Consider the following 24652-nt stretch of genomic DNA (forward strand, 5'->3'; position numbering starts at 1 on the left):
GAAGATCAGATTGTTAACCAATCAACATCGACGGCGCTCCATCCGTGTCATAAAAAACGGTGCCCGAAATATCATTTATTATTTGTCTCAACGCTTAATCAACCGCTAAGTTCGACGCTCCACTGAGACAATGTATACAGTCGATAAAGCGCCCTTGCAGGAACAATTCCCGACAAGGACGCTTTGGACTCGGCAGCGCTTCAGCACACGCTACTTCCTGCGCTTGCCGAACGTGAACGCGCGGACGAGGGCAGTGATGCCCATGACCACCATCGCGCAGCCGCCGAAGACGATCATGAAGATCGTGGAATTCAACGGGCTCATCAGCACCACAAAGCCGGCAATGATGGAGATAATGGCGTAGGCGATGGCCCAACCGGAGCGTGGGATGCGCCAGGATTCCACCAGTGCCATCACGCCTTCCATAATCCAGCCGAAGCCCACCATCAAAGTGACGAGCAAGGCCAGAGTCTCGCCGGTCAAACCGTAATTGCGCACGACCACCACACCGCCGAAGGTGAGCAGGATGCCGATCAACACATCCAGCACGCGCCAGCCACCCGGCAACAGAGGCGTCACCAAAGCGCTGACGATGCGCACCACGCCGGAAATCACGAAATAGACGCCCAGCAGCAACGCGGCCAGCGCCAAAGTCTTATTCGGTGAAATTAGCAGTGCCGCACCAAGGGCAATGGCGGCAACGCCAACTACACCGTAGATCACACGAATGGTGGACTTGGCACGCTGTGGCAGCCATTCCTCAATCAAACGAAATGGGCTGAAATCACCGGCATACCAATTCGGCTGCTCCGGCTGCGGGGTGTACGGGTTCTGGTTGTTGAAATTCGGGTCGCTCATCATAGCTCCTTCCAATTCATGTTCCAATCACCGATTTTAGACAAACTGCCTAATTCACACCATAAGCACAGCTAGTCATAGTGTCTAATTTTTTATTAGTCGCACTACGAAATCAGCCCACAGCCCAATACAGTGAGCCGAACCTAACGCGCCATGGTCTAGGCTGGAGGGCATGACTAACGAAACCGCAGCAACGAAGTCGGGCATCGACCCGTCATCCTTCTCATCCACCATCAAGCCGGTCAACGACTTGTTCCGCTACGTTAATGGCCCTTGGATCGACACCTACCGTCTGCCGGACGATCGCTCCCGCTATGGTTCGTTCGATAAGCTCGCCGAGGATGCCGAGAACCAGGTACGTGAAATCCTCGAAGACAACGACTCCCCCGCCGTCAAATCTCAGGCGCTGTATCGTTCGTTCCTCAACACCGAAGCCATTGAGGAGGCCGGACTTGACCCGATCCGCGACGAACTGGATCTCATCGATTCCGCCATTGACAAGGCCGCGCTGACCCGCGTGCTCGGCACCATCAATCCCGCTGGCGGCCCGGATCTGTTTGGCCTGGCCGTGTATGGCGACCCTGGCAACCCGGATCTCAACATCGCGCATATCGAGCAGGGCGGCATCATGCTGCCCGATGAAGCCTACTACCGAGAGGATCACTACGCACCGGTGCGTGAAGCATACGTGACCATGGTGGCCACGCAGCTGGTCAACGCCGGCTATGCGCCCGCCGCCGATTCGGCCGGCAATGACGATCTGCCGCAGTCCGCGGATGCCAATGGTGACGAAGCACCGGCCGTAGTGCCGAGCGAGGCCGCACTGGCCATGGCCCGCCACTTCCTCGAGGTGGAAACCAAGATCGCCGCCAACCATTGGGATAATGTGGCCACCCGCGACTCGGTGAAGACCTATAATCCCACCGATTACGTCGACCTCGCCGCTACGCTCAAGAACTTCGACGTGGACTCGTGGATTAGCGCCTGGCAGTCCGCCTATGATGCCACCACGGCGGCAAAGGCCCAGCCCATCGATTTCAGGTCCGTGTTCACCCGCACGATCGTGCACGAACCGAGCTTCCTTAAGGGTCTTGATCAGTTCTGGGCTGACGCCGACTTGGCTGATTTGAAGCTTTGGGCTCACGTGCATGTGATTGTTGGCTCCGCGAGCATGCTGTCGCACGTGTTCGACGTCACCAACTTCGACTTCTTCGGCAAGGTGCTTTCCGGCGCCAAGAAGCAGCGCGACCGTTGGAAGCGCGGCGTGAGCCTCGTCAACGGCATCTGCGGCGAAGATGTGGGTCAGGAATACGTGCGCCGTCACTTCCCGGAAAGCTCCAAGCAGCGCATGGAGCAGCTCGTGGCGAACCTCATCGACGCCTACCGCGTGTCCATCTCCAATTCCGATTGGCTGGGCGAGGCAACCAAGGCCAAGGCTTTGGAGAAGCTTTCCAAGTTCACTCCGAAGATCGGTTACACCAATCATTGGCGTGACTACTCCGCGTTGGATGTTTCCGCCGATGCCGTGCTCGCCGACAACGCCAAGGCCGCGAACCTGTATGAGACCGGCTATCAGCTGGCCAAGGTGGGCAAGCCCGCCGACAAGGATGAATGGCTGATGAACCCGCAGACGGTGAACGCCTACTATGAGCCGAGCATGAACGTCATCGTGTTCCCGGCAGCCATTCTGCAACCTCCGTTCTTTGATCCCGAAGCCGATGACGCCGCCAACTACGGCGGTATCGGTGCCGTGATCGGCCACGAGATCGGCCACGGTTTCGACGATCAGGGTTCCCAGTACGACGGCGACGGCAAACTCAACAATTGGTGGACCGACGAGGACCGCAAGAACTTCGAGGAGCGCACCAAGGCGCTGATCGACCAGTACAACGGATTTGTGCCCCAACAGTTGGTTGAGAAGTATGCCGACGAGCCGGACAAGGCTCCGCATGTGAACGGTGCATTGACCATCGGCGAGAACATCGGCGATCTGGGCGGCGTGAACATCGCGCTCAAGGCGTATGCGTTCGCGCTTGGCAAGGCCGAAGGCACCATCAACGGCAGCGGTGACGAGAACGGCTCTCCGGCTGCCATCAAGGCGCTGTTGGATACCGCGCCGGTAATCGATGGTTTCACTGGTTTGCAGCGGTTCTTCCTGAGCTACGCCTCCATCTGGCGTACCAAGAACCGCGACGAGCTTGCCGAACAGTATCTGCAGATCGATCCGCACTCCCCCGCCGAGTTCCGCACCAACGGCATCGCCAGCAATGTGGATCTGTTCTACGATGCCTTTGGCGTGCACGAAGGCGATGCCATGTGGCTTGCTCCTGACCGCCGCGTGCGCATCTGGTAACGCATCCCACAGATGTCACCGACTGTGTGAACCCGGCTCACCGACTGTGTGAACCCGGCCTACAGCTGCACACCGATGCCGCTGTAGGCCGTTTGTTTATGCGCAATAATCTCCATTCATATCTGCGCCTCTTCAGCGAATTCATCATCGTAGGTTTGCTGCAAGGTATCCTGCCCGGATTCCATTGGCATAGTCGCGCACATCGATGCCGGATCGGATGCATCTTGCCGGAAGGCGCCATCACCGAGTTCAACCGGTGGCGCGGTCTGCTGCGGCAGTGTCGCATCGGCTGCACCACCCGGAATGCCGGTCGCACTAGGAGGCACAGCGTTACCGTTCGCATTGCCATTCACTGCGGCATTTCTACTGTTGCCATTCTGGCGCTGTGATTTTGTAAGATTCGTGGTGCCGAACATCAAATCATGACCGATATTCGTAGCCTCAAGTACCGTCCTACTGCGCGGCTCTCCGTGCTCATTTGTCCACTGTTCGGTGTTCAGCACACCAACCACAATGATGCGGTCGCCGCGTCGGATTGATTGCAATACATTATTGGCCAGAGACCGGAATGATTTTACGGTAAGCCATACAGTGCCAAATTCCTCCCATTGTTTGGTGTTGGGATTCAATCGGCTGCGCGTGCTGCCCATACGGAAGGTCGCCACTACAAAATTGTCATTCCCGCCTTTAACGAGGTCTCCGGCAACGAAGCCGGTCATCGTCACTGATGCCTGTTGGTTCGCCATGATATATCCTTTCCTTCGCGCCGCAATGGCGCAATACTATGGACCGCCGGAGTCGTTGTACGCACCGTTGCGAACAATCCGAGCGGCGGTATCTCCACTGTGAGGCATGTCGGTTGAGCAGCACAAGGGCAACTGGCAAATGTGGATACTATGACGGGGTTTGAAGCGTTGTGGATAACTTTTGGTTATCCACAATACGCAACAACGAACAGCACAATACGCAACAAAAAACGCCACCCTGCTGTAGGCAGGATGGCGTCAGTGCTTGTTTCGAAGCGTTACAGACGCTCGAGCAGGGTCTTCACGGCCTCGTCAGCCGGCACGGCAACCTTGTTCTCGCCATTGCGGTCACGAATCTCGATCGTGCCGTTGTTCACAAAGTCGCGGCCCACCACGGCGATGGTCGGCACGCCGATGAGCTCGGCATCCTTGAACTTCACGCCCGGAGAAACCTTCTTGCGGTCGTCGTAAATGACCTCGACGCCGTTGGCCTCAAGCTCTTCGACCAGCTTCTCGGCGCCTTCGAACGCCTGAGCGTCCTTACCGGTGGCCACCACGTGCACCTGAGCCGGAGCGATCACGGACGGCCAAGCCAGGCCAGCCTCATCGTGGTGCGTTTCGGCGACACATGCGAGCACGCGGGACACACCGATGCCGTAGCAGCCCATCCACACCGGCACAGTCTTGCCGTTCTGGTCGAGGACCTTCAAGTCCAGAGCCTTGGAGTACTTCAAGCCCAGCTGGAAGACCTGACCGATCTCCACACCACGCTCGAAGCTCAACGGGCCGGAACCGTCCGGGCTCATGTCGCCATGGCGCACCTCGACGGCCTCCACCACGCCACTGGCCTCGAAGTCACGACCGTAGACGAGGTTGTAGTAGTCCACTTCATGCTCATCGGCACCGGTGAACCATGCGGAACCCTTCACCACGTGCGCGTCCACGAAGTAGCGCAACGGCTCCTTGACGCCAGCGGCCTCAGCCTGCGGGCCAAGCACCATCGGACCAATGTAACCCGGCACGAGTTCGGGATGCTTCTTCAGGTCCTCTTCGGTGGCCTCTTCAAGCTCGGAGGGAGCGAACTGCGCCTCGAGACGCTTCATGTCGACCGTACGATCGCCCGGCACACCCACAACGATCAGCTCACGCCACGGCTCGTCATGCTCCTCATCCTCCGGGTGCTTGACGGCGATGACCACGTTCTTCAGAATGTCGGAGGCAGCCCATTCGCGGCCGTCATCACGCGGGTGATCGGCGTTGGCGCGCTCGATCATCTTGTCGATGGTCTTGGCGTCCGGCGTTGATTCCTTGCTGGCGGCAGGCGTGTTGGAAGCGTCGATTTCCGGCAGTTCCGGCGTATGCAGCGCCTCAACATTCCAAGCCTTGCCGGAGGGGGCCAGCGCGAAGGTATCCTCGCCGATCGGCATCGGAGCCAGGAACTCCTCGGATGCGGAGCCACCCATCGGGCCGGACATGGCGAACACCGGCACGTACTTGAGGCCGATGCGCTGGAACACGCGCTCATAGGCACCACGCTCGTCCATGTATGCCTTGCGCATGCCCTCTTCGTCCACGTTGAACGAGTAGGCGTCCTTCATCACGAATTCACGGCCGCGAATCAGGCCGGCGCGCGGACGGAATTCGTCACGGTACTTGGTCTGAATCTGGTACAGCACAACCGGCAGATCCTTGTAGGACGAGTACATGTCCTTGACCAGCAGGGTGAACATTTCCTCGTGGGTGGGAGCCAGCAGGTAGTCGGCCTGGTGACGATCCTTCAGACGGAAGATGTTGTCGCCGTACTCCTCCCAGCGATGGGTGGCCTCATACGGCTCGCGCGGCAGCAGGGCCGGGAAGTGCACTTCCTGTGCGCCGATGCCAGCCATCTCTTCGCGGATGATGGCCTCGATCTTGTTGAGTACGCGCAGGCCGAGCGGCAGCCAGGTCCAGATGCCGGGGGCCGCCTTGCGGATGTAGCCGGCGCGCTGCAGCAGCTTGGCGGAATCCACGTCCGCGTCCGCCGGGTCTTCGCGCAACGTGCGCAGGAACAAAGTAGACATACGAAGGGTATTGGAAGTCATAGGTTCCAAGATATTCATGCGAACCGACAAGCCGGCTATCAACCGATAGTATCCACCTGACGCGATGTATCAATGTACAGGAATCGCCATTGACTTATGTAGCTTTACGCATCTTGGTTTTCCGTCACCCGCGTGCGACAATGGGAAGCGATAGAAGGGGTAGGTGGGAACAATGACGCAGCCGCAATATTCTCCAATTCAACCGCAGCCTGGACCGCAACCGTCGCCATTCCAGCCACAGCAGCCGCAGCAGCCACAGCAGCCACAGCCGATGTTTGGGCAGCCGCAGCAGCCGCAGTTCGCGCCGCAGCCGCCATATGCTCAACCGCTGGCATCACCGCTGATGCAGCCGCCGGCACAACCATATGCGCCACCGTACGCACCGCCATATGGTCAGCCACCGATGCAACAACCACCGATGCAACAGTCACCAATGCAGCCGCTGCCCAATCAGCCACAGCCACAGCAGGCAGGACTGCCACAGCCAAACGGACTGCCACCGATGAACCCGCAGGCCCAGGACTCTGGACTATCGATGATGCAGGATTATTTTGGGCAGCAGCCTCAGGAACCACAACGTGCACGTAAGCCTCAGCACTCTAGCGTCCAAGTGCTGCTGCTGATTCTCGGTGTCGCTTTGGTGACCATCGCCGTGCTGGCGTTCGCATCGTTCGCGTATACGCTCATCGGCGATATCGGTCGCGCGATTTCCATCGGCGTGGTCGGTCTCATCGCACTGGTCATTGGCATGCTGCTCACCAAACGACTGCGCGTCACTGCGGAGGGATTGACATGGGCCGGTCTTGCGGCACTGTCCATCGATGCCGCACTGGTGAGCGATATTCCACCGGTGGCCAAAGTGGTTGCTGATGGTATTTCCACAGGCATTATCATCGCGATGATTACCGTACTGGCCTATGGGCTGCGATTCATGGCCCCTTATGTGGCCTTGCCTGATACGGGCAAGCGAGCACAGCCAGTTCCGCAACCGGGTGCTGATGCCGGCACTGTTGCCGGTGCTGTTGCCGCAGAACCATCTGACCACCAGAACATGACCGCCAGCAAGACCGTCCCGGTGATGCCGCTCAGGGCCACCACCTTGTACGCCATGTGGTCGATTCCATATGCCGTATTGTCGCTGGCTTCGTCGCTTCCCATTACCAATAAGGATCTGCTCTGGCCGTTGGCGTTCATTATCACGGCCGCAAGCATGGTGCTTTTTGCCGCTTTGGTACGCGTGCCCTCACAGGGCCGCTACGCTGATTTCGAGTGGATGACCTCGCTGATCGTGGCCAGCATTGTTCTGGTGATCGCCGGCTTTTCCGCTTCGTTCACGTTGCAAAGCACCAAACCTCATTGGCTGGTCGCCATCACGTTCATCATGGTGCCCATTCTTTGGGCCGGCATGCTGCTGATTTTGCATCTGAGGAAGGCCTATCGCACTGGCAAACCGGTCAACCCGGCACTCCGCATCGTACCCACGCTGGGGCTGGTTTGGTCGCTGACCACAGGTCCCGAATCCGTGCTGCGTGAAACGTTACTGCCGGTAATCAGCGACGATTGGGCATGGACCATCCCGGACATCATTTCGACACTTATTCTGGCGATCATACTGACGGTCAGCACACTGCTGTTTACCCGCAGCAAGACGCTCAGCCCTCACGAGCGTATTTCAGCCAGCGCAATGGGGGCGATACTTCTCTCGATTCTGTGCACTTCGTCGTTCTCGCAAAGCAGCACACTGCAAGCGGTGATGGGCCTCGCTGGATACGTCATCATGCTTACGGTGAGCGCGGCGGCATGGCTGATATCCCTGCGGGCTTCTGTCGCGGCACAAGCAGAGACCGAAGCGCCGGCGGCCGACACTCGGATTCCTGCCCAGATGGCGGTGAGGCCAAACCGGGTGAAGCCAAACCAGACCAAGGCGACGCGCACCAATGGCGCGTCCCCGCGCACGCACACACCCAAACCCAAAGGATTCATGCCGTCCCCGTATATTCCGGAACGCAGCACCCAACCGCATCCGGAATCATTGCGCTCTCGTCCCTATCCCCCGGCTCCTGAAGATGCAGAAGTCAAGGCAATAGCGCAACCGGCATCAGCCGTCAATGTCATGGCAGCCGCCGTGCCGACAGCCGCGGCCACACCAATGCCATCGGCACCATTGGCGGCAAATCCGTATCCTGTGCAACCTCCTGCGCAGCCTTCCATGCAACCTCCTGCACAGCCTTGGGCGGTGTCGCCATACCCGATGCCGCCGGCACAACCCATGCGATCCACGCCCATGCCGCAGCAGCCGGCGCCTCGAACCGCATATCTGAGGAAAGACACCGTAACCTATCATCTTTCCCCGTCGGCGCTTATCGTGACTGGCTTCTCCCTCGTCAGCGCCATTGCGCTGATACGTACTGCAGCCACTGAGGTAGACCCCTTCGTTCCGGTGGACGTCATCACCGCCCTTGCCGGTTTGGCAGCGCTGATCGTTGGCATTTGCTGCCTTCAGCTCAAGCCACGTCTCCGCAGCTGGCCCGCGCTGTGGCTCGGATTGACACTGCTCATGGTGCCGTCACTGCTGATGAGTTGGACCAACACCCCAGCATTGCCACGCACGATTGCACTGTTCACCATCGCCGTGATCGCACTGCTTATTGGCGCCATCAGAGGACTGCAAGCACCATTGGTGTACGGCACGGTGATTCTCATCATCCATGTGATTACGGTGATTTGGCCGTGGCTTGCCGAATTCTCCCGCCACTATTGGTGGGTTTGGCTGCTCGTCGGCGGCGTGATACTCATTGCCGCAGCAGCACGATACGAGGCGAGTCTCAAATCGATGCGCACGTTGGCCGCTCGCATCAGCGACCTGCGCTAAGCTGCTCGTCCAGATCAATAAATCCATATCAATAGGCTCTTCGCTCCATCGCGGAGAGCCTATTGTTCTTTCGTCTCGCCGCTCTACGTGCTCTGCGGTTGTGCGTTCTCACCACCGGCCGGCAATCGGCGTACCGCATTCGGGGCAGCGCCCATCGGTGCCGCTTAACCGGTCGGTGATGATGCGATACCAGTCGCGTTCAATCAGCACTGCCCGGCACTTCGGGTTCGGGCAGTATGTGGTGTCGCCGGCGTGATCGTGCACGTTGCCGGTGTACATATAGTGCAGTCCTTCGTTCATGGCAATCGTGCGTGCGCGGGTCAACGTGCCGTGCGGGGTCGGCTCAATATCCTGCATTTTCCAAGCTGGGTGGAAAGCGGAGAAATGCAGCGGCACATCATGGCCAAGATGCTCTCGAATCCACGCGCATTCGGCGTGAATCTGCGCATCATCATCGTTGAGGCCGGGAATCAATAGCGTGGTGAGTTCCACCCACACGTGATCGCCGCTTGGCGTGCGCGCCTCGTTCACCGCATAGTCGATGGTGTCGAGCACATCGTTGAGATGCGTGCCGGTCACTTTCCAATAGAAATCCTCGGTGAAGCCTTTCAAATCGATGTTCGCCGCATCCATCGCCGCGTAGAACTCCGGCCGTGCCGCGGCACTCATGTATCCGGCGGTCACGGCAATCGGATGAATGCCCCGCTCGCGGCATGCTTGAGCGGTATCAATCGCATATTCCGCGAACACGATTGGATCATTGTAGGTGAACGCCACCGAGTCGATGCCTCGGTCCGCCGCCACTTGTGCAATCTTCTCCGGACTGGCTTCCACGCCAAGCCTATCGAAGTCACGAGCCTTGGAAATATCCCAGTTCTGGCAGAATCGGCATCCGGAATTGCAGCCGGCGGTACCGAAACTCAGCACGCTGGACCCCGGATGGAAATGGTTGAGCGGCTTTTTCTCCACTGGGTCCACGGCGAATCCCGAGCTGCGGCCATAGGTGTCCGACACGATAACGCCATCATGATTGGAGCGGACGAAGCAGAATCCTCGTTGCCCAGGCTTCAGCACGCAGCGCCGTGGGCACAGTTCGCAGCGCGCGCGTTTGCTGCCATCATCGTATTTCGTCTGCCAGCGGCCGATGGCAGCTGCCGGCACTGTGGAATAATCAGTGCTCGGCATACGCGCTCACCTCGTATCGTTCACAAGTGATTTCGCCGTCATGCCAGTCATACGATGGCGCAATGCCAGCTTTGGCCAGCAGATGCGAAACGAAATCATGCGGTACCTGCAACTGCTCCCAGACTTGCGGCAGGAAGGTGGCTCTACGGCCGTGACGGTCGGTCAGAATAAGACCATCGATGCCGGGCCGCAGTGTTTGCTCAAGTTCAGTGCGCGACTGTACCGGCAGCGGACTCGGCTTGCCAAGTACCGAAACCTCCACGTGGAGCAGCGGATATTCATCTTTGCTCACCGGGAAGAATCGCGGGTCATGGGCCGCGGCATCCACGGCATGATCCGCCACATCCTTGCCAAGCGCCCGGTAGGCTTCCAATGTGCCGATGCAGCCACGCAGCTGACCGTGTTCGGTCAAAGTCACAAAGCTGGCACCGGGCTCGTCCAGCCAAGGATTGCTGCTGATGATTACTTCCGGACTGTTGCTTGGGTCATTCTCGAGTCCCAGATGCTGGCGAATGGCCGCGCGTGCGAGACTGAGCAGTGCTGTGCGACGATTTGCCTCATCTACTTGCTCTGCTGACGTACGACTGGCGGAATCCTGCTTGGAATCATTACTGACATGATTATCGACATGAGTTCTGGAGGCAGACTCAGTGCTGTTGCCGGTAGCTTCGCTTTGCCATACCGCGAACGACGCATAGCCGACCACGGGCTCGTCGGGATCGTCCATCGCGGGGCGCGGCTTGCCGGCGAGCGCCACCACGCCATCGTCGCCGGAAGTGCTGCGGCAGAGGAGCCGTAAGTCGAACTGCGGGTTTGTGGGCGTGGCGGTATTCTCCTGCGACGAATCAGCTGTTTCACGAGATGTTTCACGCTTTGCCGAGTCGAGTCCGCGGGTCAGTACGTCGAGCAGCCCGTTGATAGGGTACGCGCCGCACGCCCTGCGCGGATGGATCGGCAGCCGCAAGTGCGCAATATTGTCTATGGTCTCGTCATCCAGCTGGCGCGCATAGGCTTCTGGATGGTAGTGCGATAAATCAGAGCTGATGACGATGACCGTCTCCGGGCCTCCCCACAGTGAACGCAGCACGTCACCGACTTCTTCGGGGCTGGCATCCCCGGCGTTCAGCGGCACAATGCTCAGGTCAGGGCCGAATATGGTTTGCAGGAATGGGATCTGCACTTCCACCGCATGCTCGTGCGCATGTGTAGGATCGTTGACAATCAGCGCCGAATCTGGAACATTAGGATGCGCATGCATACCGGAACGCAACGGCTCATCAGCTGCCAGTCCCAAAGCCCTGCGCTCTGCATTCACATCTACTGATGCCTCACCTAGCGGCGTTGCAAATGCCGTTGCCGTAGAACAGGCGACGCCACGCACGGCAACACGGTGGGTGGGCCCCACAATCACCGCACGGGTCACACTTCCCCGCCCCCGTTCAAGCAAAGCGTAGGCGAGCGCCGCAGTCGTACCGGAATACACGTATCCAGCGTGCGGCACAATCACTGCTTTCGGCACACCTGCCGGCAGCTGCGGCGCTAGTTCTTTGAGCAGCGCGCGGCCGTAGTCAAGCTGGGTATTGATCAGCTGCTTGAGCCGAGTCCTATCCGCCGGGTAGAACGTGCCGGCAACCGCAGCCGGGCGCACATACCCTTGCCGAGCACTGTTGCCTGCGCTCGCTGCGCTCCTTGTAGTACTGCGAACATCCTTGTTCTGATGGATATCGAAACTCACCATAACGACCACCCCTAAGTATTATGGTAGTCGTCTCAGTCCAATCAAAACAAAGCATCCTGGGCGAAGTCGTCATCAGCATCGTCGAGCGCGGTGGCGGACGGCTTGAAGGCGGATGGACCTTCTTGGGCGAGCTGATCGCTGGCGGCTGCGGAAGCATCGCGCAAGGTGCCGTCGAGCGTCACGGCATCCGGTGAGACGAGGAACATGCGATTATTGACACCGGCCAAATACAGTCCGCCCAGCGATTCCACGCGGGACAATGCCACGTACCCCATGCCGGGGGCGAAGGTGCGGCGCAAATCCATCACCGCGCGGTCGAGCGTCATGCCTTGGGACTTGTGAATCGTGATGCCCCACGCACAGCGCAACGGCACCTGCGAAACCGAAGCCAGCACGGTTTCGCCATCCATCATCTCCCATGTGGCCGGCTTCATCGTCACGATATTGCCGTTCTCGAATTCCACAATCGGCCAGCCACCCTTAGCCTCAGGCGCGAATGCGCGCACCGTTCCCAGCGAACCGTTGACGAACTGCCGGTCGGCATCATTGCGCAATGCCATAACCGCCGCACCTATCTTGAGCACCAAATGCTCCGGGGCGAGCATGTTCTTCTTCAGCCGGTCCACCAGATTCACCGGACCAGCAGTCTCGGCAAAGAACTCATGGCTTTCGCTTGGAATCTGGCGCAATCGCAAATCGTTCAGCCCATCAGCCTGGCGATTCACTGGGAACAGATGCACTGCCACTTTGCCGGGCTCCGGCATGACTCCTAGGCGAGTCACCAATGCGTCGAGATCGCTTTGGGTCACGTTGCTTTCGCGAATGTCGGTGAGCACGGTGAGCAACGCACCGGTGTCTTGCCTGTGCTGCTCGGTCAGATAGCAGATGGCGGGATTCAGCTCATCCCATACCAACGATTCAGTGACGAATCCTTCCGGATTTCTGCCAGCCTTGGCATACTGCTCACGAGCTGCCACAAATTCAGGTGTCGGCGCAATCACATCATTATTGCGCCCGGAAACGGAAACCGGCGGCAGCTGGAAGAAGTCGCCGGAGAGCACAACTTGAATACCGCCGAAAGGTCTGGGATCGCGGCGGACTGCACGGCAAACCTGATCGACCATGTCGAACAGCCAGGCGTGCATCATGGACACTTCATCGATAACAAGAATGTCGGTGGCCTGAATCTTGCGTTTGCGGCGGGTTTTGATGAGCTTCAGCAGATTGGCGGTCAAGCTTGTGGCCACGCCTATGCCACTCCACGAGTGAATGGTCTGCCCATTGATATGCGTGGATGCTATACCTGTGGACGCAGTGACCGCCACATCAGCGCCGTCGGCCCTAGCCTGACGAATGAACTCGTTGAGCGTGTAGGTCTTGCCGGCACCGGGAGCGCCGGTCAAGAAGACATTCGCACCGGCATTCAGGATGGCTAGGGCTTCGCTTTGGCGCATTCTTGGTTTCGTTCTACTTATTCAGCAGGCTGGTGGCTACGATTTGCTCGGCAATGGCCTTGGCCTGGGCATCATCCGGACCGGGGGCCGGAGCCATGAATGCCTTGCGGTAGTAGCGCAGCTCATCAAGGGATTCGATGATGTCTGCGAGCGCACGGTGACCGCCGTTCTTCGGCGGACGGTTCTCGTACACGGCCGGGTACCAGCGGCGGGCAAGTTCCTTGAGGGTGCTCACGTCCACACTGCGATAGTGCAGGTGGCTCATCAGATTCGGCATGTAATGGTCAAGGAACTTCTTGTCGGAGCCGATAGTGTTGCCGGCGAGCAGCGGCTTCACGCCTTCCGGGGTGAAACGAAGCACATAGTCGGTGACCTTCTTTTCGGCTTCTTCAAGGCTCAGGCCGTTTTCCCACTCGTTAATCAGACCGGAGCGGGTGTGCATGTTGCGCACAAAGTCGTTCATATGGTCCACGGCCTTCTGGCTGGGCTTGATGACGAAGTCCACGCCCTCGTCCAGCACATTTAGGTCGAAGTCGGTGGGTACCACGGACACCTCGACCAGCTCGTCGCCGCCGAAGATATCCAATCCGGTCATTTCGCAGTCAATCCAGATCAGGCGCGAATCCTTGGCGCTGTAGGTTTCCGCATCATGGCTGTCTACCATGTTTTGCCTCTTTTCTTCGTTTCACCCGTTATTGCAAGAACAGTTCAGACTATACCCCAGCGCCTACAAGCCTCATGCAGGACGTCTTTCCTGAAAACTTCCTTTGACTGTAGGTTTTTGAACGAAATATGTCCAAAACCCTACAGTCAGAGTGGAATTTCCTACAGCGACCGTTCAATTCCCTTCAGTCAATCAATGTATTCCATGTACTTGATGGGGACTGAGGGCACATACACGAAAAGGGCCCGCCTGAGCGAGCCCTTTCAGCAGTAATCAAGTAATCAGACCTGGCCTATCCAGCAATCAGACAAGCCGGCAGTCGGATCAGTTGTGGAAGCCGGAGTAGTTCGGAGCTTCTGCGGTCATCACGATGTCGTGCGGGTGGGATTCGCGCAGACCGGCATCGGTGATGCGGATGAACTGGCCACGCTCCGGCATTTCGGCGATGTTGTGCGCGCCGATGTAGAACATGGACTGGTGCAGGCCGCCGAGCATCTGGTAGAGCACGGCGTTCAGCGGGCCGCGGTACGGCACTTCGCCTTCCACGCCTTCCGGCACGACCTTATCGCTGGAGGTCACGTCGGCCTGGAAGTAACGGTCCTTGGAGTAGGACTTCTTGCCGCGCGGAGCCATGGCGCCGAGGGAGCCCATGCCACGGTACAGCTTGTACTGCTTGCCGTGCAGGAGCACCTTCTCGCCCGGAGCTTCCTCGCAGCCTGCGAGGGCGCCACCGAGCATCACGGAGGATGCGCCGGCGACCAGAGCCTTGGCGATGTCGCCGGAGTAGTGGATGCCACCGTCGGCGATGCACGGAATACCGGCGGCACGGCAGGCCTGGGCGGCCTCGTACACGGCGGTGAGCTGCGGCACGCCAACACCGGCGACCACGCGGGTGGTGCAGATGGAGCCGGGGCCAATGCCGACCTTCACGGCGTCGGCGCCAGCGTCGATCATGGCCTGAGCGCCGGAACGGGTGCCGACGTTGCCGCCAATGATCTGCACGTTGTCGAATGCGGAGTCGTGCTTGAGGCGGGAGATCATGTCGAGGGCCAGGCGGGCTTCGCCGTTGGCGGTATCGACCACGAGCACATCCACGCCGGCTTCCATCAGAGCGGAAGCGCGCTGCCATGCGTCGCCGAGGAAGCCAACGCCGGCGGCCACGCGCAGGCGACCCTGCTCATCCTTGGTGGCATCCGGGTACTGCTCGGTCTTGACGAAGTCCTTTACGGTGATCAGGCCGGTCAGGTGGCCTTCGGAGTCGACCAGCGGCAGCTTCTCGACCTTGTGCTGGGCGAGCAGACGGTGGGCGTCATCCTTGGAAATGTTGGACGGACCGGTGACCAGGTTCTCCTTGGTCATCACGTCCTTGACCTTCAGGGTGTTGTAGTCTTCAGAAGCGATGAAGCGCATATCACGGTTGGTGATGATGCCGACGAGCTTGTTTTCCTTGTCCACCACCGGCAGACCGGAGATGTGGAACTTGCCGCACAGCTTGTCGAGATCGGCCAGGGTGACTTCCGGGCTCACGGTCAGCGGGTCGGTGATCATGCCGGACTCAGAGCGCTTGACCACATCGACCTGAGCGGCCTGGTCGTCGATGGAGAGGTTGCGGTGCAGCACGCCGATACCGCCGTTACGAGCCATGGCGATAGCCATCTCGGACTCGGTCACGGTATCCATGGCTGCGGAGAGCACCGGGGCCTTCATCGTGATCTTGCGGGTCAGATGGGTGCTGGTGTCCACCTCGGAAGGAATGACATCCGTCTCGTTCGGCAGCAGCAGCACATCGTCATAGGCAAGGCCGAGCTTGGCGAAAATCGGGGGAAGGGGGGCGTACGCCGACTGGGCGTTCAATTCATCAAGGTTTGTAGCCATGTAAACACTATATGAACATGCGCTGACCTAACGCGACACACTGCTGTTAGCGGTCACAATTTCATCAAGAATAACTGACCTAATCCGATGCCTTCAGGCTGATTCCGCACTGTGGTCATGACTGTGGTCACGCCTGAGGTCACTGCGCTGGCTATGCCCGGGCAGCAATCATGCGCCATGCTGTTGGGTATGACTCTGCTCAGCCACGGCGACATCAGCTGCGATGGCGGCAGCCGGCGAGGCAGCAGTCGTATTGTCCGCAGTAGTACTGGCAGCATCCGCACTGTCAGCAGCATCACCATCAGCTTCAGCAGCACCCGCCGCATCATCAGCGCCCTTCGCCTTACCCGCCGGCATGGTCACATGCCGTGCGCCTTCACGAACCGCCTCCATAGCGAGGCTTTCCGCGCGCAGTTCAGGAATGCGATGTTTCAGATACGGATACATGGTGGCCACAGTCAGCACGGCGACCGCCACAATCATGCCGATAAGCACATGCTGAGCCTTAAAGAACAGAATCGTCAGCGAACCGAAGGCGATCAGTGCCGCCCAACCCCACAGAATCAGCACGGCCCCGCGCACGGAGTGACCGATTTTCAGCATGCGGTGATGCAGATGCATACGATCCGGATGCATTGGGGATTGGCCTTTGGCAAGCCTTCGTACAATGGCCAGGCACATGTCGAGCACTGGCAGGAACAGTACCAGAATCGGCAACAGGATTGGCATGAACACCGGCAGATAGATGCTTGCGTGGATGGATGCCGGGTCAAGACGGCCGGTCATCACAATCGAAGCGCAGGTAATGAGGTAGCCGAGCAGCATCGAACCGGAGTCACCCATGAACAGCTTGGCCGGATGCCAGTTGTGCAGAATGAAGCCTACGCACACGCCCACCATCATCACGTCAATCAACGTGGCCAGCGACGCATAGCTGGGCGAATAACGCGCGATGATGTACGAGTACAAGGCGAACGCAATACCGCCGATGGCCACAATGCCGGAAGCCAGACCGTCCAATCCATCCACGAAGTTCACTGCGTTGATGGATGCCACGATAAGGAACGCGGTAATCGCCATGGACAGGCTTGGCGAGGCGGTGACCAGCGAGCCGCCCAACGGCAGTGAGATGATCTGCAAACCGCCCCAGGCCACGAACACGGATATCAGCAACTGACCGGCGAGCTTCAGCATCCAATCCAGATCCCAAAGGTCATCGGCCATGCCAAGCAGGCTGATCATAATGCCGCCCGCCAGAATCACCCACATTTGATGGTTTCCGGTGAACAGACCGGATAAAAACATGGTTTTGCTGGCGAATATGGTGGCCACCGTGAACCCGATGAGCATACCCAGGCCGCCCATGCGCGGGGTGGGAATCTTATGCACATCGCGGGCGCGCACCTCGCCCACTGCACCGATTTCAATGGCCACGTGGCGAATCAGTGGTGTTACCAGCCAGGTCACGCCACCGGCAATGGCGGCAATCAGCAGATAGATTCTCACTCGCCCAATCCTCCACCGTTCATATGCAGTGCCTTACGAATCACACTTTGCGCGATTACGCCTTCGCGCAGGATCTCAATACCGTCACGCCCGTAGGGATCGGCCTTGACCACCGTGCTGGACACATGACCGGGAGTCGGGCCGCCGTCCAGATACAAATCAACCTCGTCGCCGAACGCGCGCACAGCCTCCTCAACGCTTTGCGCGCTTTCCTCGCCGGAGCGGTTCGCGCTGGATGCGGCAAGCGGACCGGTGGCGCGCAGAATATCAAGGCAGAGAGCGGAGTTGGGGATGCGAATGCCTTGGGTTCCCGGCCGGCCTTCACCGGTATCGGCCAATGTGGCCAGCGTGCAGTCGGGGCGCGCCACGGCAATCGGCGAGAATGCGCCGGGCAGGAACGCTGCGGACAGTCGGTTCAATGGGGACGGCAGATCAAGACCGAGCTCGTCAAGCTGATCAATGGATGCCAGCAATACCTGCAATGCCTTGTATCGCGGCCGGCGCTTCAGCGCATATACATGATCGATGGCTTCACGGTTGCGTGGATCGCAAGCCACGCCGTACACGGTGTCCGTAGGAATGACGACCAGTCCGCCCTCGCTCACGATCTGCGCGGCCAAAGCCAGCGACTCATCGGTGATTTTCAGCGTCTGCGTGGACCCCATAGTTCTGCCATCTCCGTTCATGTGCGTATGCAACAATCTACCATTGCACCATCGAACCGGGACGTGCACAGCACATGATTCCTCGTGGCATTGCCTCATTACCCGGCCATCGTACCTTGCGTATAAGCCACGCACTATTACAATGGACACGATTTTTGTTTCTCAAGGCAAATAAAGGAGTGACGCTGTGAGCAACGAATCCATGAACGAACTGCCTCCCGTTGAGCCGCGCATGCCGCGTGCCAGCGAGCGCGAGGAGATGCTGGCCGGCAAACTCTATAATCCAGCCGACCCCGAGCTCGTTGCACTGCGCGACAAGGCCGCCGACCTCTGCACCCGCTTCAACGCCACTTCCCGCGCCGATCACGCCACCCGCAACGCAATTCTTGACGAGCTGTTGCCCGGTCACGGCAAAGGCTTGGATGTGCTGGGACCGATTTTCTTTGACTATGGCTGCAACACCACCATTGGCGAGCGCGTGTTCGCCAACTTCAATTTCACTGTGCTTGACTGCAATCCGGTGACCATCGGCGACGATGTGCTCTTCGGCCCGAATGTCTCTTTGCTGCCGCCGATGCATCCGCTGCGCTGGCAGGATCGCAATGTTCGACAGGCTCCTGATGGTTCGATGTATGACTATGAGTATGGCAAGCCGATTGTGATTGGCTCGAACTGCTGGTTCGGCGGTAATGTGACCGTGATCGGCGGGGTGACGATCGGCGAGGGATGCGTGATCGGCGCAGGGAGCGTGGTGACCCGTGATATTCCGCCGCATACGGTGGCTGTGGGCAATCCTGCACGCCCAATCAAGGAAATCACGGACAAGGATGCGTCTGCGCTGCAGTATTACGCGCAGTGAGTGCGCATTTCAACGGTAACCGTGGGATGTAATTGCCATTCATGCCGAAATTGCAATTACATCCCGCAAATCAACAAGAAAAGCTACCGCTTCTCCGCGAACAGGTACCGGTCGCGCCCGGTCCAATCCTTGCCGGTTGAGGCATTAGTGAATCCGGTGGCTCGCGCATAGGCTACGAGACGATCGCCTTGACTAATGTCATGCTCCATCACCAATGCACCGCCCGGCTTCAGCAAACGATATGCACGCTCGATGATGTGCTCTGGAATCAAGGTACCGTCCGCGGAACCGCCATAGAGCGCCAGTTCCGGGTCCCAATCGCGCACTTCAGGCTGCTCGGGAACATCGGTTTCGGGAATATATGGCGGATTGGTGATCACCATGTCCACAGTGCCGTCGAGCTGCGCCAAGGTCGCCAATGATGTAGCGTCGCCGATTTCCAACTGATAATTCGATGCGATGGAAGGATACTGTTTGGCAACGCGCGCTAGGTTCCGCTGCGTCCACTCGGCGGTACGCGGCGATAGTTCCACAGCCCACACCTGACTGCCCGGTACTTCGCTGACCACTGCGAGCCCGATGGCACCCGAGCCAGCGCACAGGTCGACAACGCGCAGATGCATAAGCCCGTGCTGGGTCATCCAGTCAAGGCCGGCCTGCACTACGGTTTCGGTTTCCGGGCGTGGAATGAACACGCCGGGGCCGACTTCCAAATCCAAATACCGGAACGGCGCATGGCCCACGATGTACTGCAACGGCTCACGCTTGACGCGGCGGGCAATCATCGATTGGAATCGCTCATCATCGAAATCGATCGGCTCCCCCATCAGCAAAGCCTTGTCGATATCGCGCAGTGCAACGCCTGCAGCCTCAGCCATCAGCAGTTTCGCATCATGCTGAGGTGTTTCAATCCCGGCTTCGCGCAGTCGAGCCGCAGCCTCCTGAATCACTTCACCACTCGTCACGAGGCCAACCAATTACTGCTGATTGGCCAGACGGTCGGCTTCGTCGGCTTGGATATCAGAATCGATAACGGCCTGCAAATCGCCGTCGAGCACGGCATCCAAGTTGTACGCCTTGTAATTCGTACGGTGGTCGACGATGCGGTTCTCCGGGAAGTTGTAGGTGCGAATGCGCTCGGAACGATCCAGCGAACGCACCTGGGAGTGACGCATATCGGCGGCCTCGGCGGCCTCCTGCTCATGCTTCATGGCCAGCAGGCGGCTCTTCAACACGCGCAATGCGGCGGCACGGTTCTGGATCTGCGACTTCTCATCCTGCATGCTCACCACGATGCCAGTGGGAATATGGGTCATGCGCACAGCGGAATACGTGGTGTTCACGGACTGGCCGCCAGGACCGGAGCTCATGAAGATATCAATCTTCAGATCCTTCGGATCAATCTCGATCTCATCATCGTCTTCGTCGGCTTCCGGGAACACAATCACGCCGGCGGCGGAAGTCTGGATACGACCCTGCGATTCGGTGACCGGCACACGCTGCACGCGGTGCACGCCACCTTCATACTTCATGGACGCCCACACGCCGTCTTCCGGAGCGGGAGTGCCCTTGGCGCGGATGGCAATCTGCACATCCTTCACACCGCCAAGCTCAGTGGTGTTCTCGGACTGAATGTTCACGGTCCAGCCGCGCTTTTCGGCGTAACGCGTGTACATGCGCAGCAAATCGCCGGCGAAGAGCGCGGCTTCTTCGCCGCCGGTACCGGCCTTGATTTCCATGATGGTGTCGCGCGCATCGTCCGGATCACGCGGAATCAACGCGGTGCGCAACTTCTCTTCGGCAGCCGGCAACTCGGCTTCCAAGCGCTTGGCTTCCTCAGCGAAGTCGGCGTCCTCGCTTGCCATCTCCTGAGCCGCCTGCAAATCATCCTTGATAGCAAGCCAAGCCTTATAGACGCTCACAATAGAGCCGAGTTCGGCGTGGCGACGACCCAGCTTACGCAGCTTATCGGGATTGGACACGATTTCGGGGCTCGCCATCTGCTCTTCGATGGACTGGTACTCCTCAAGCGCGGTCGCCGCGGCCGGGAACTGTTCGTCTGCCATAACGTTTCTTTCCAAAATCAACAATCAGCTAACAATTACTGCTGCACTTACTGCAGCTGCTACCTCTATAGTGCATGCCATACTGAACGACTGCGCGATGCTTGTTGCATCACATGCCCAGCTGCATGAAGATACAAAAACGCCAGTCCTGGGCGGGTATGCCGAAGCATGCCGACCGAGCGGACTGGCGTGAAGTATGCTACTTGCTCTTCTTGCCGTAGCGCTTCTCGAAGCGAGCGACGCGGCCACCGGTGTCGAGGATCTTCTGCTTGCCGGTGTAGAACGGGTGGCACTGGGAGCACACGTCAACGAACATGTGATCTTCCTTGCCAGCGGTGCGGGTCACGAAGGTGTTGCCGCACGAGCACGTCACCTCAACGAGGTGGTAATCAGGATGAATGCCCTGCTTCATGGTACGTCTCCTATAGATTCGGGGGACCCGGGTCGCAATGCCCCTATGGCAGTGCGTGAACCGGAACCTGAAAGATGATACTCGCGCACATGGACGTGCGCCAACCATATTTGCAATACGGGAAATAAGTGGGGCCGCAGGGGCTTGAACCCTGGACCGGGCGATTATGAGTCGCATGCTCTAACCGACTGAGCTACGGCCCCACGTTGGTTTGCATCGGCAAAAGCCAACTTGGATAGTGTAGCACGGCCCCGCTATCCACCCAACCGCGCTGCCCCGATTAGGCCTGGGTCTCCGCATCCATGTACGTCAGCGGATTGTCGATGAATCGGCGCAATCCCATCTCGGCCGCGCCGTACAGCGACGGATGCTCTGCCACCGGAGGCACATACACACGAATCTTCACGCTCGGGTATCCGAGAATCTCCGAGCGCAGGCGAGCTTCCAGCACATTGCCCAATTCCTCCCCGAAATGCGTCCACAAACCACCAAGCAAAACCGTATCCACATCCACCATATTGACCGCGGAGGCGATGGCGGAGACCAATGCGTCCGTAGCCTGATCGACCACCTTGGAGACCACGGGGTCCCCCGACCGCCACCGTTTGAGGAATTCCTCGATGGCTTCGTTGCTGGTGGCCGCCTCATCCTGTGCGATCCCCGCGGATTCCACCAATGCGCGGCGACCGGCGAACGCTTCCAAACACCCGTGGCGCCCACACCGGCATAGGGGACCATTCATGGATACCGACAAATGGCCTATTTCCCCGGCGAACCCATGCGACCCGGTCACCACGGCACCATCGCGCACCACGGCACCGCCAATGCCGATATCCGTCGAGAGATAAATGAACGAATCCATGCGATCGACCACGTTCAGGAAATCCGCCCGCTCGGTGGCATACCCCGGAATCTGAGCGATTGCAGCCATTTTCGCCTCATTGCCGGCCACCACGTCGAGCCTGCGAACCACGTTGAATCGGGTCAGATCCACATGCTCCCAGCCAAGGTTGCGTGCCACCAGCAGTTTCATATCGTCCGTGACGATACCCGGCAAGGCCAGCCCCGCACCCACCACTGCGCAACCACGGCGCTGCAGCTTGCGTTCGATGGGAAAAGTCATGGCATCCAGTTTGGCGAATATCTCATACGGATCGGCACCGGTCGTATCCGCACTGACCCATTCCTTGCCCAAGGTGTCGCCATTCAGATCGAGGGCAAGGCAACCATAACCGTCGGTGTTAATCTGCAATCCTATGCCGGCGACCGTGCCGCCGTGAATTTTCAACGGCGTGCTCGGCCGTCCATACGCGGTTGCGACCACTGGCTCACCCTCAACAAGAATATTGTTGTCGAGCAGCATCGAGGAGAGCAGTGACATCGTGGCTTTGGTGAGACCCGTCTCTTTGGCGAGATCCGCTCGGCTCATTGGCTTGTCCGCGCGCAGCAGGGCATCCAAGGTCACTGAGAGATTGTGGTTGCGCAAATCCTCCTGATTGATCCTGCGTAGATTCGCCATTGGCACCTCACCTCTCGTTCCTCATCGGCCAGCACATCAGCGATCACAGACGTTCCCATTATGTACCGCATGTGTACCACACGTTGCACGCACGCCATCCGGAACACTCGAGTCTGGCGGCACCCCGTAGGCGTTGCGTGTTTCCGGTTGCGTTTCATCACCCACATACAGTATAGTTTAATCGTCTAACTTACTGGTCGGAACGCGCCGCAATACAGCGCTTTAGCCTCATTGAGGAGGAATATATGGCAACCACTCTGGTCGCTGGCGTTGATACGTCAACCCAATCAACAAAAGTTCGCGTTACAGACGCCGCAACCGGCAAACTGGTCCGTTTCGGCCAGGCCAAGCACCCGGACGGCACTTCGGTCAACCCTGAATTCTGGTGGAAGGCCTTCCAGGAAGCCGCCGAGCAGGCCGGTGGACTGGATGATGTGTCCGCCTTGGCTGTAGGCGGCCAGCAGCATGGCATGGTGATTCTGGACAAGCAAGGCAACGTGATTCGTGACGCCATGCTGTGGAACGACATCAGCTCCGCACCGCAGGCCGCGGCACTGATTGAGAAGCTCGGTGAAGCGCCGGCTGAGGATGGCGAACCGGACGACGTCATCGCACGCGGCAAGCAGCGCTGGGTCAAGGCAGTCGGCTCCTCCCCCGTGGCTTCCTACACTTTGACCAAGGTGGCTTGGGTGGCTGAGAACGAGCCGGAAAACGCCAAGAAGATTGCGGCTGTTTGCTTGCCACATGATTGGCTGAGCTGGCGTATCGCCGGTTATGGTCCAGTGGCCGAAGGCGAGGATGCCCATCTGGAAGCCCTGTTCACCGACCGCTCTGATGCTTCCGGCACCATTTACTACGATGCCGCACACGGCGAGTACCGCCGAGATCTGATCGCCATGGTGCTTGCCGCCGCGGAAGGCGAGAAAGCGGCCAAGGCTCACGCTGATGCCATCGTGCTGCCGACTGTGCTCGGCCCCGCCGAGGCCGCAGCAGTCAAGGCCTCCCCCGCGATTGCCGGCAAGGATGTTGAAGGCGGATGCATTCTGGGCCCCGGCGGCGGCGATAACGCCATGGCTTCGCTGGGCCTGGGCATGGCCGTTGGCGATGTGTCCATCTCCCTCGGCACTTCCGGCGTGGCCGCAGCCATCGCCGAAAACCCTGTCTACGATTTGACCGGCTCGGTTTCCGGCTTCGCCGATTGCACCGGCCACTACCTGCCGCTGGCTTGCACCATCAACGGCTCCCGTATCCTGGATGCTGGCCGCGCAGCACTTGGCGTGGATTATGACGAACTTGCCGACCTGGCCTTTAAGTCCGAACCTGGCGCCGGCGGCATCACGCTGGTGCCGTACTTCGATGGCGAGCGCACGCCGAACCGCCCGGATGCCACCGCATCGCTGACTGGCCTGACGCTGCACAACACCACCAAGGAGAATCTGGCACGTGCATTCGTTGAAGGCCTGCTGTGCTCTCAGCGTGACTGCCTTGAGCTGATTCGTTCGCTGGGCGCTCAGATCAGCCGCATTCTGTTGATTGGCGGCGGCGCGAAGTCCGTGGCCATCCGCACGCTGGCGCCTTCCATTCTCGGCATGGATGTCACCCGCCCGGCTACCGACGAGTATGTGGCCATCGGCGCCGCACGCCAGGCCGCATGGGTGCTTTCCGGTGAGACCGAACCGCCGACTTGGGAACTCAATATCGAAGGCGTGGAGACCGGCGAGCCGACCGAGGCCGTGTATGAAGCATATGCCAAGGCTCGCGGCTGATTGCAGTATGGCATGCGGCCTTCCTTGCACGAT

Annotated in this window: 18 protein-coding genes and 1 tRNA gene; 4 read left to right on the forward strand and 15 right to left on the reverse strand. The window is 59.1% G+C overall.

Translation table 11 applies throughout. The features are described from left to right. Positions 1-210: 210 nt before the first annotated feature. Complete coding sequence (locus tag JS530_RS06055; RefSeq protein WP_214376280.1) at positions 211-861, reverse strand: HdeD family acid-resistance protein; 651 nt, start codon at positions 859-861, stop codon at positions 211-213. A gap of 169 nt (positions 862-1030) precedes the next feature. Between JS530_RS06055 and JS530_RS06060 the strand changes: the two genes are divergently transcribed. Beyond that, on the forward strand, positions 1031-3211 hold the full coding sequence (locus JS530_RS06060; protein ID WP_214376281.1) for a M13 family metallopeptidase: 2181 nt from the start codon (positions 1031-1033) through the stop codon (positions 3209-3211). A 116-nt stretch (positions 3212-3327) separates the two neighbouring features. Here JS530_RS06060 and JS530_RS06065 read toward each other — a convergent pair whose 3' ends face one another. Further along, the gene (locus JS530_RS06065; protein ID WP_240541113.1) at positions 3328-3957 is read right to left on the reverse strand and encodes a single-stranded DNA-binding protein; all 630 of its coding nucleotides are present in this window, start codon (positions 3955-3957) and stop codon (positions 3328-3330) included. A gap of 278 nt (positions 3958-4235) precedes the next feature. Further along, complete coding sequence (locus JS530_RS06070; RefSeq protein WP_214376282.1) at positions 4236-6038, reverse strand: proline--tRNA ligase; 1803 nt, start codon at positions 6036-6038, stop codon at positions 4236-4238. Positions 6039-6210: 172 nt separating this feature from the next. Between JS530_RS06070 and JS530_RS06075 the strand changes: the two genes are divergently transcribed. Further along, the gene (locus JS530_RS06075; RefSeq protein WP_214376348.1) at positions 6211-8910 is read left to right on the forward strand and encodes an SCO7613 C-terminal domain-containing membrane protein; all 2700 of its coding nucleotides are present in this window, start codon (positions 6211-6213) and stop codon (positions 8908-8910) included. Between the two features lie 108 nt (positions 8911-9018). Here JS530_RS06075 and amrS read toward each other — a convergent pair whose 3' ends face one another. The 7 genes from amrS to JS530_RS06110 all read right to left on the reverse strand — a co-directional run bounded on the left by amrS (position 9019) and on the right by JS530_RS06110 (position 17997). Beyond that, positions 9019-10095 (reverse strand): AmmeMemoRadiSam system radical SAM enzyme, encoded by a 1077-nt coding sequence (gene amrS / locus JS530_RS06080; protein ID WP_214376283.1) that lies wholly within the window; start codon positions 10093-10095, stop codon positions 9019-9021. After that, positions 10082-11833 carry an AmmeMemoRadiSam system protein B gene (gene amrB / locus JS530_RS06085; RefSeq protein ID WP_214376284.1) on the reverse strand — a complete coding sequence of 584 codons (1752 nt, stop codon included), beginning with the start codon at positions 11831-11833 and terminating at the stop codon, positions 10082-10084. Before amrB ends, amrS begins: the two co-directional genes overlap by 14 nt. 41 nt (positions 11834-11874) lie before the next feature. Continuing rightward, the gene (locus JS530_RS06090) at positions 11875-13287 is read right to left on the reverse strand and encodes a DEAD/DEAH box helicase (RefSeq protein WP_214376285.1); all 1413 of its coding nucleotides are present in this window, start codon (positions 13285-13287) and stop codon (positions 11875-11877) included. 13 nt (positions 13288-13300) lie between these two features. Then, entirely contained in the window at positions 13301-13951 is a 651-nt protein-coding gene (gene orn / locus JS530_RS06095) for an oligoribonuclease (protein ID WP_214376286.1), read from the reverse strand. A 324-nt stretch (positions 13952-14275) separates the two neighbouring features. Continuing rightward, positions 14276-15826 (reverse strand): IMP dehydrogenase, encoded by a 1551-nt coding sequence (gene guaB / locus JS530_RS06100; protein WP_214376287.1) that lies wholly within the window; start codon positions 15824-15826, stop codon positions 14276-14278. Positions 15827-15994: 168 nt separating this feature from the next. After that, complete coding sequence (locus tag JS530_RS06105; RefSeq protein WP_342590060.1) at positions 15995-17332, reverse strand: MraY family glycosyltransferase; 1338 nt, start codon at positions 17330-17332, stop codon at positions 15995-15997. Beyond that, complete coding sequence (locus tag JS530_RS06110) at positions 17329-17997, reverse strand: L-threonylcarbamoyladenylate synthase (protein WP_425350857.1); 669 nt, start codon at positions 17995-17997, stop codon at positions 17329-17331. Before JS530_RS06110 ends, JS530_RS06105 begins: the two co-directional genes overlap by 4 nt. A gap of 202 nt (positions 17998-18199) precedes the next feature. On the opposite strand from JS530_RS06110, the gene JS530_RS06115 reads away from it, so the two are divergent. Continuing rightward, the gene (locus tag JS530_RS06115) at positions 18200-18856 is read left to right on the forward strand and encodes a sugar O-acetyltransferase (protein WP_214376346.1); all 657 of its coding nucleotides are present in this window, start codon (positions 18200-18202) and stop codon (positions 18854-18856) included. Positions 18857-18939: 83 nt separating this feature from the next. On the opposite strand, the gene prmC is transcribed toward JS530_RS06115, so the two are convergent. From prmC to JS530_RS06140, 5 genes are all read right to left on the reverse strand, one after another. After that, positions 18940-19821, reverse strand: coding sequence for a peptide chain release factor N(5)-glutamine methyltransferase (gene prmC, locus JS530_RS06120; protein ID WP_214376288.1), 882 nt, complete (start codon positions 19819-19821; stop codon positions 18940-18942). 12 nt (positions 19822-19833) lie between these two features. Then, complete coding sequence (gene prfA / locus JS530_RS06125) at positions 19834-20922, reverse strand: peptide chain release factor 1 (protein WP_214376289.1); 1089 nt, start codon at positions 20920-20922, stop codon at positions 19834-19836. Between the two features lie 199 nt (positions 20923-21121). Next, complete coding sequence (gene rpmE / locus JS530_RS06130) at positions 21122-21334, reverse strand: 50S ribosomal protein L31 (RefSeq protein ID WP_214376290.1); 213 nt, start codon at positions 21332-21334, stop codon at positions 21122-21124. A gap of 129 nt (positions 21335-21463) precedes the next feature. Continuing rightward, a tRNA-Ile gene (locus JS530_RS06135) sits at positions 21464-21537 on the reverse strand. A gap of 77 nt (positions 21538-21614) precedes the next feature. Beyond that, positions 21615-22853, reverse strand: a complete 1239-nt coding sequence (locus tag JS530_RS06140; protein WP_214376291.1) for an ROK family protein — start codon at positions 22851-22853, stop codon at positions 21615-21617. 245 nt (positions 22854-23098) lie between these two features. Between JS530_RS06140 and JS530_RS06145 the strand changes: the two genes are divergently transcribed. Then, positions 23099-24619 (forward strand): xylulokinase, encoded by a 1521-nt coding sequence (locus JS530_RS06145; RefSeq protein WP_214376292.1) that lies wholly within the window; start codon positions 23099-23101, stop codon positions 24617-24619. The last annotated feature ends 33 nt before the right edge of the window (positions 24620-24652 follow it).

Origin of the sequence: Bifidobacterium colobi (genome assembly GCF_018555455.1) — a bacterium.
Taxonomy (GTDB): Bacteria; Actinomycetota; Actinomycetes; order Actinomycetales; family Bifidobacteriaceae; genus Bifidobacterium; species Bifidobacterium colobi.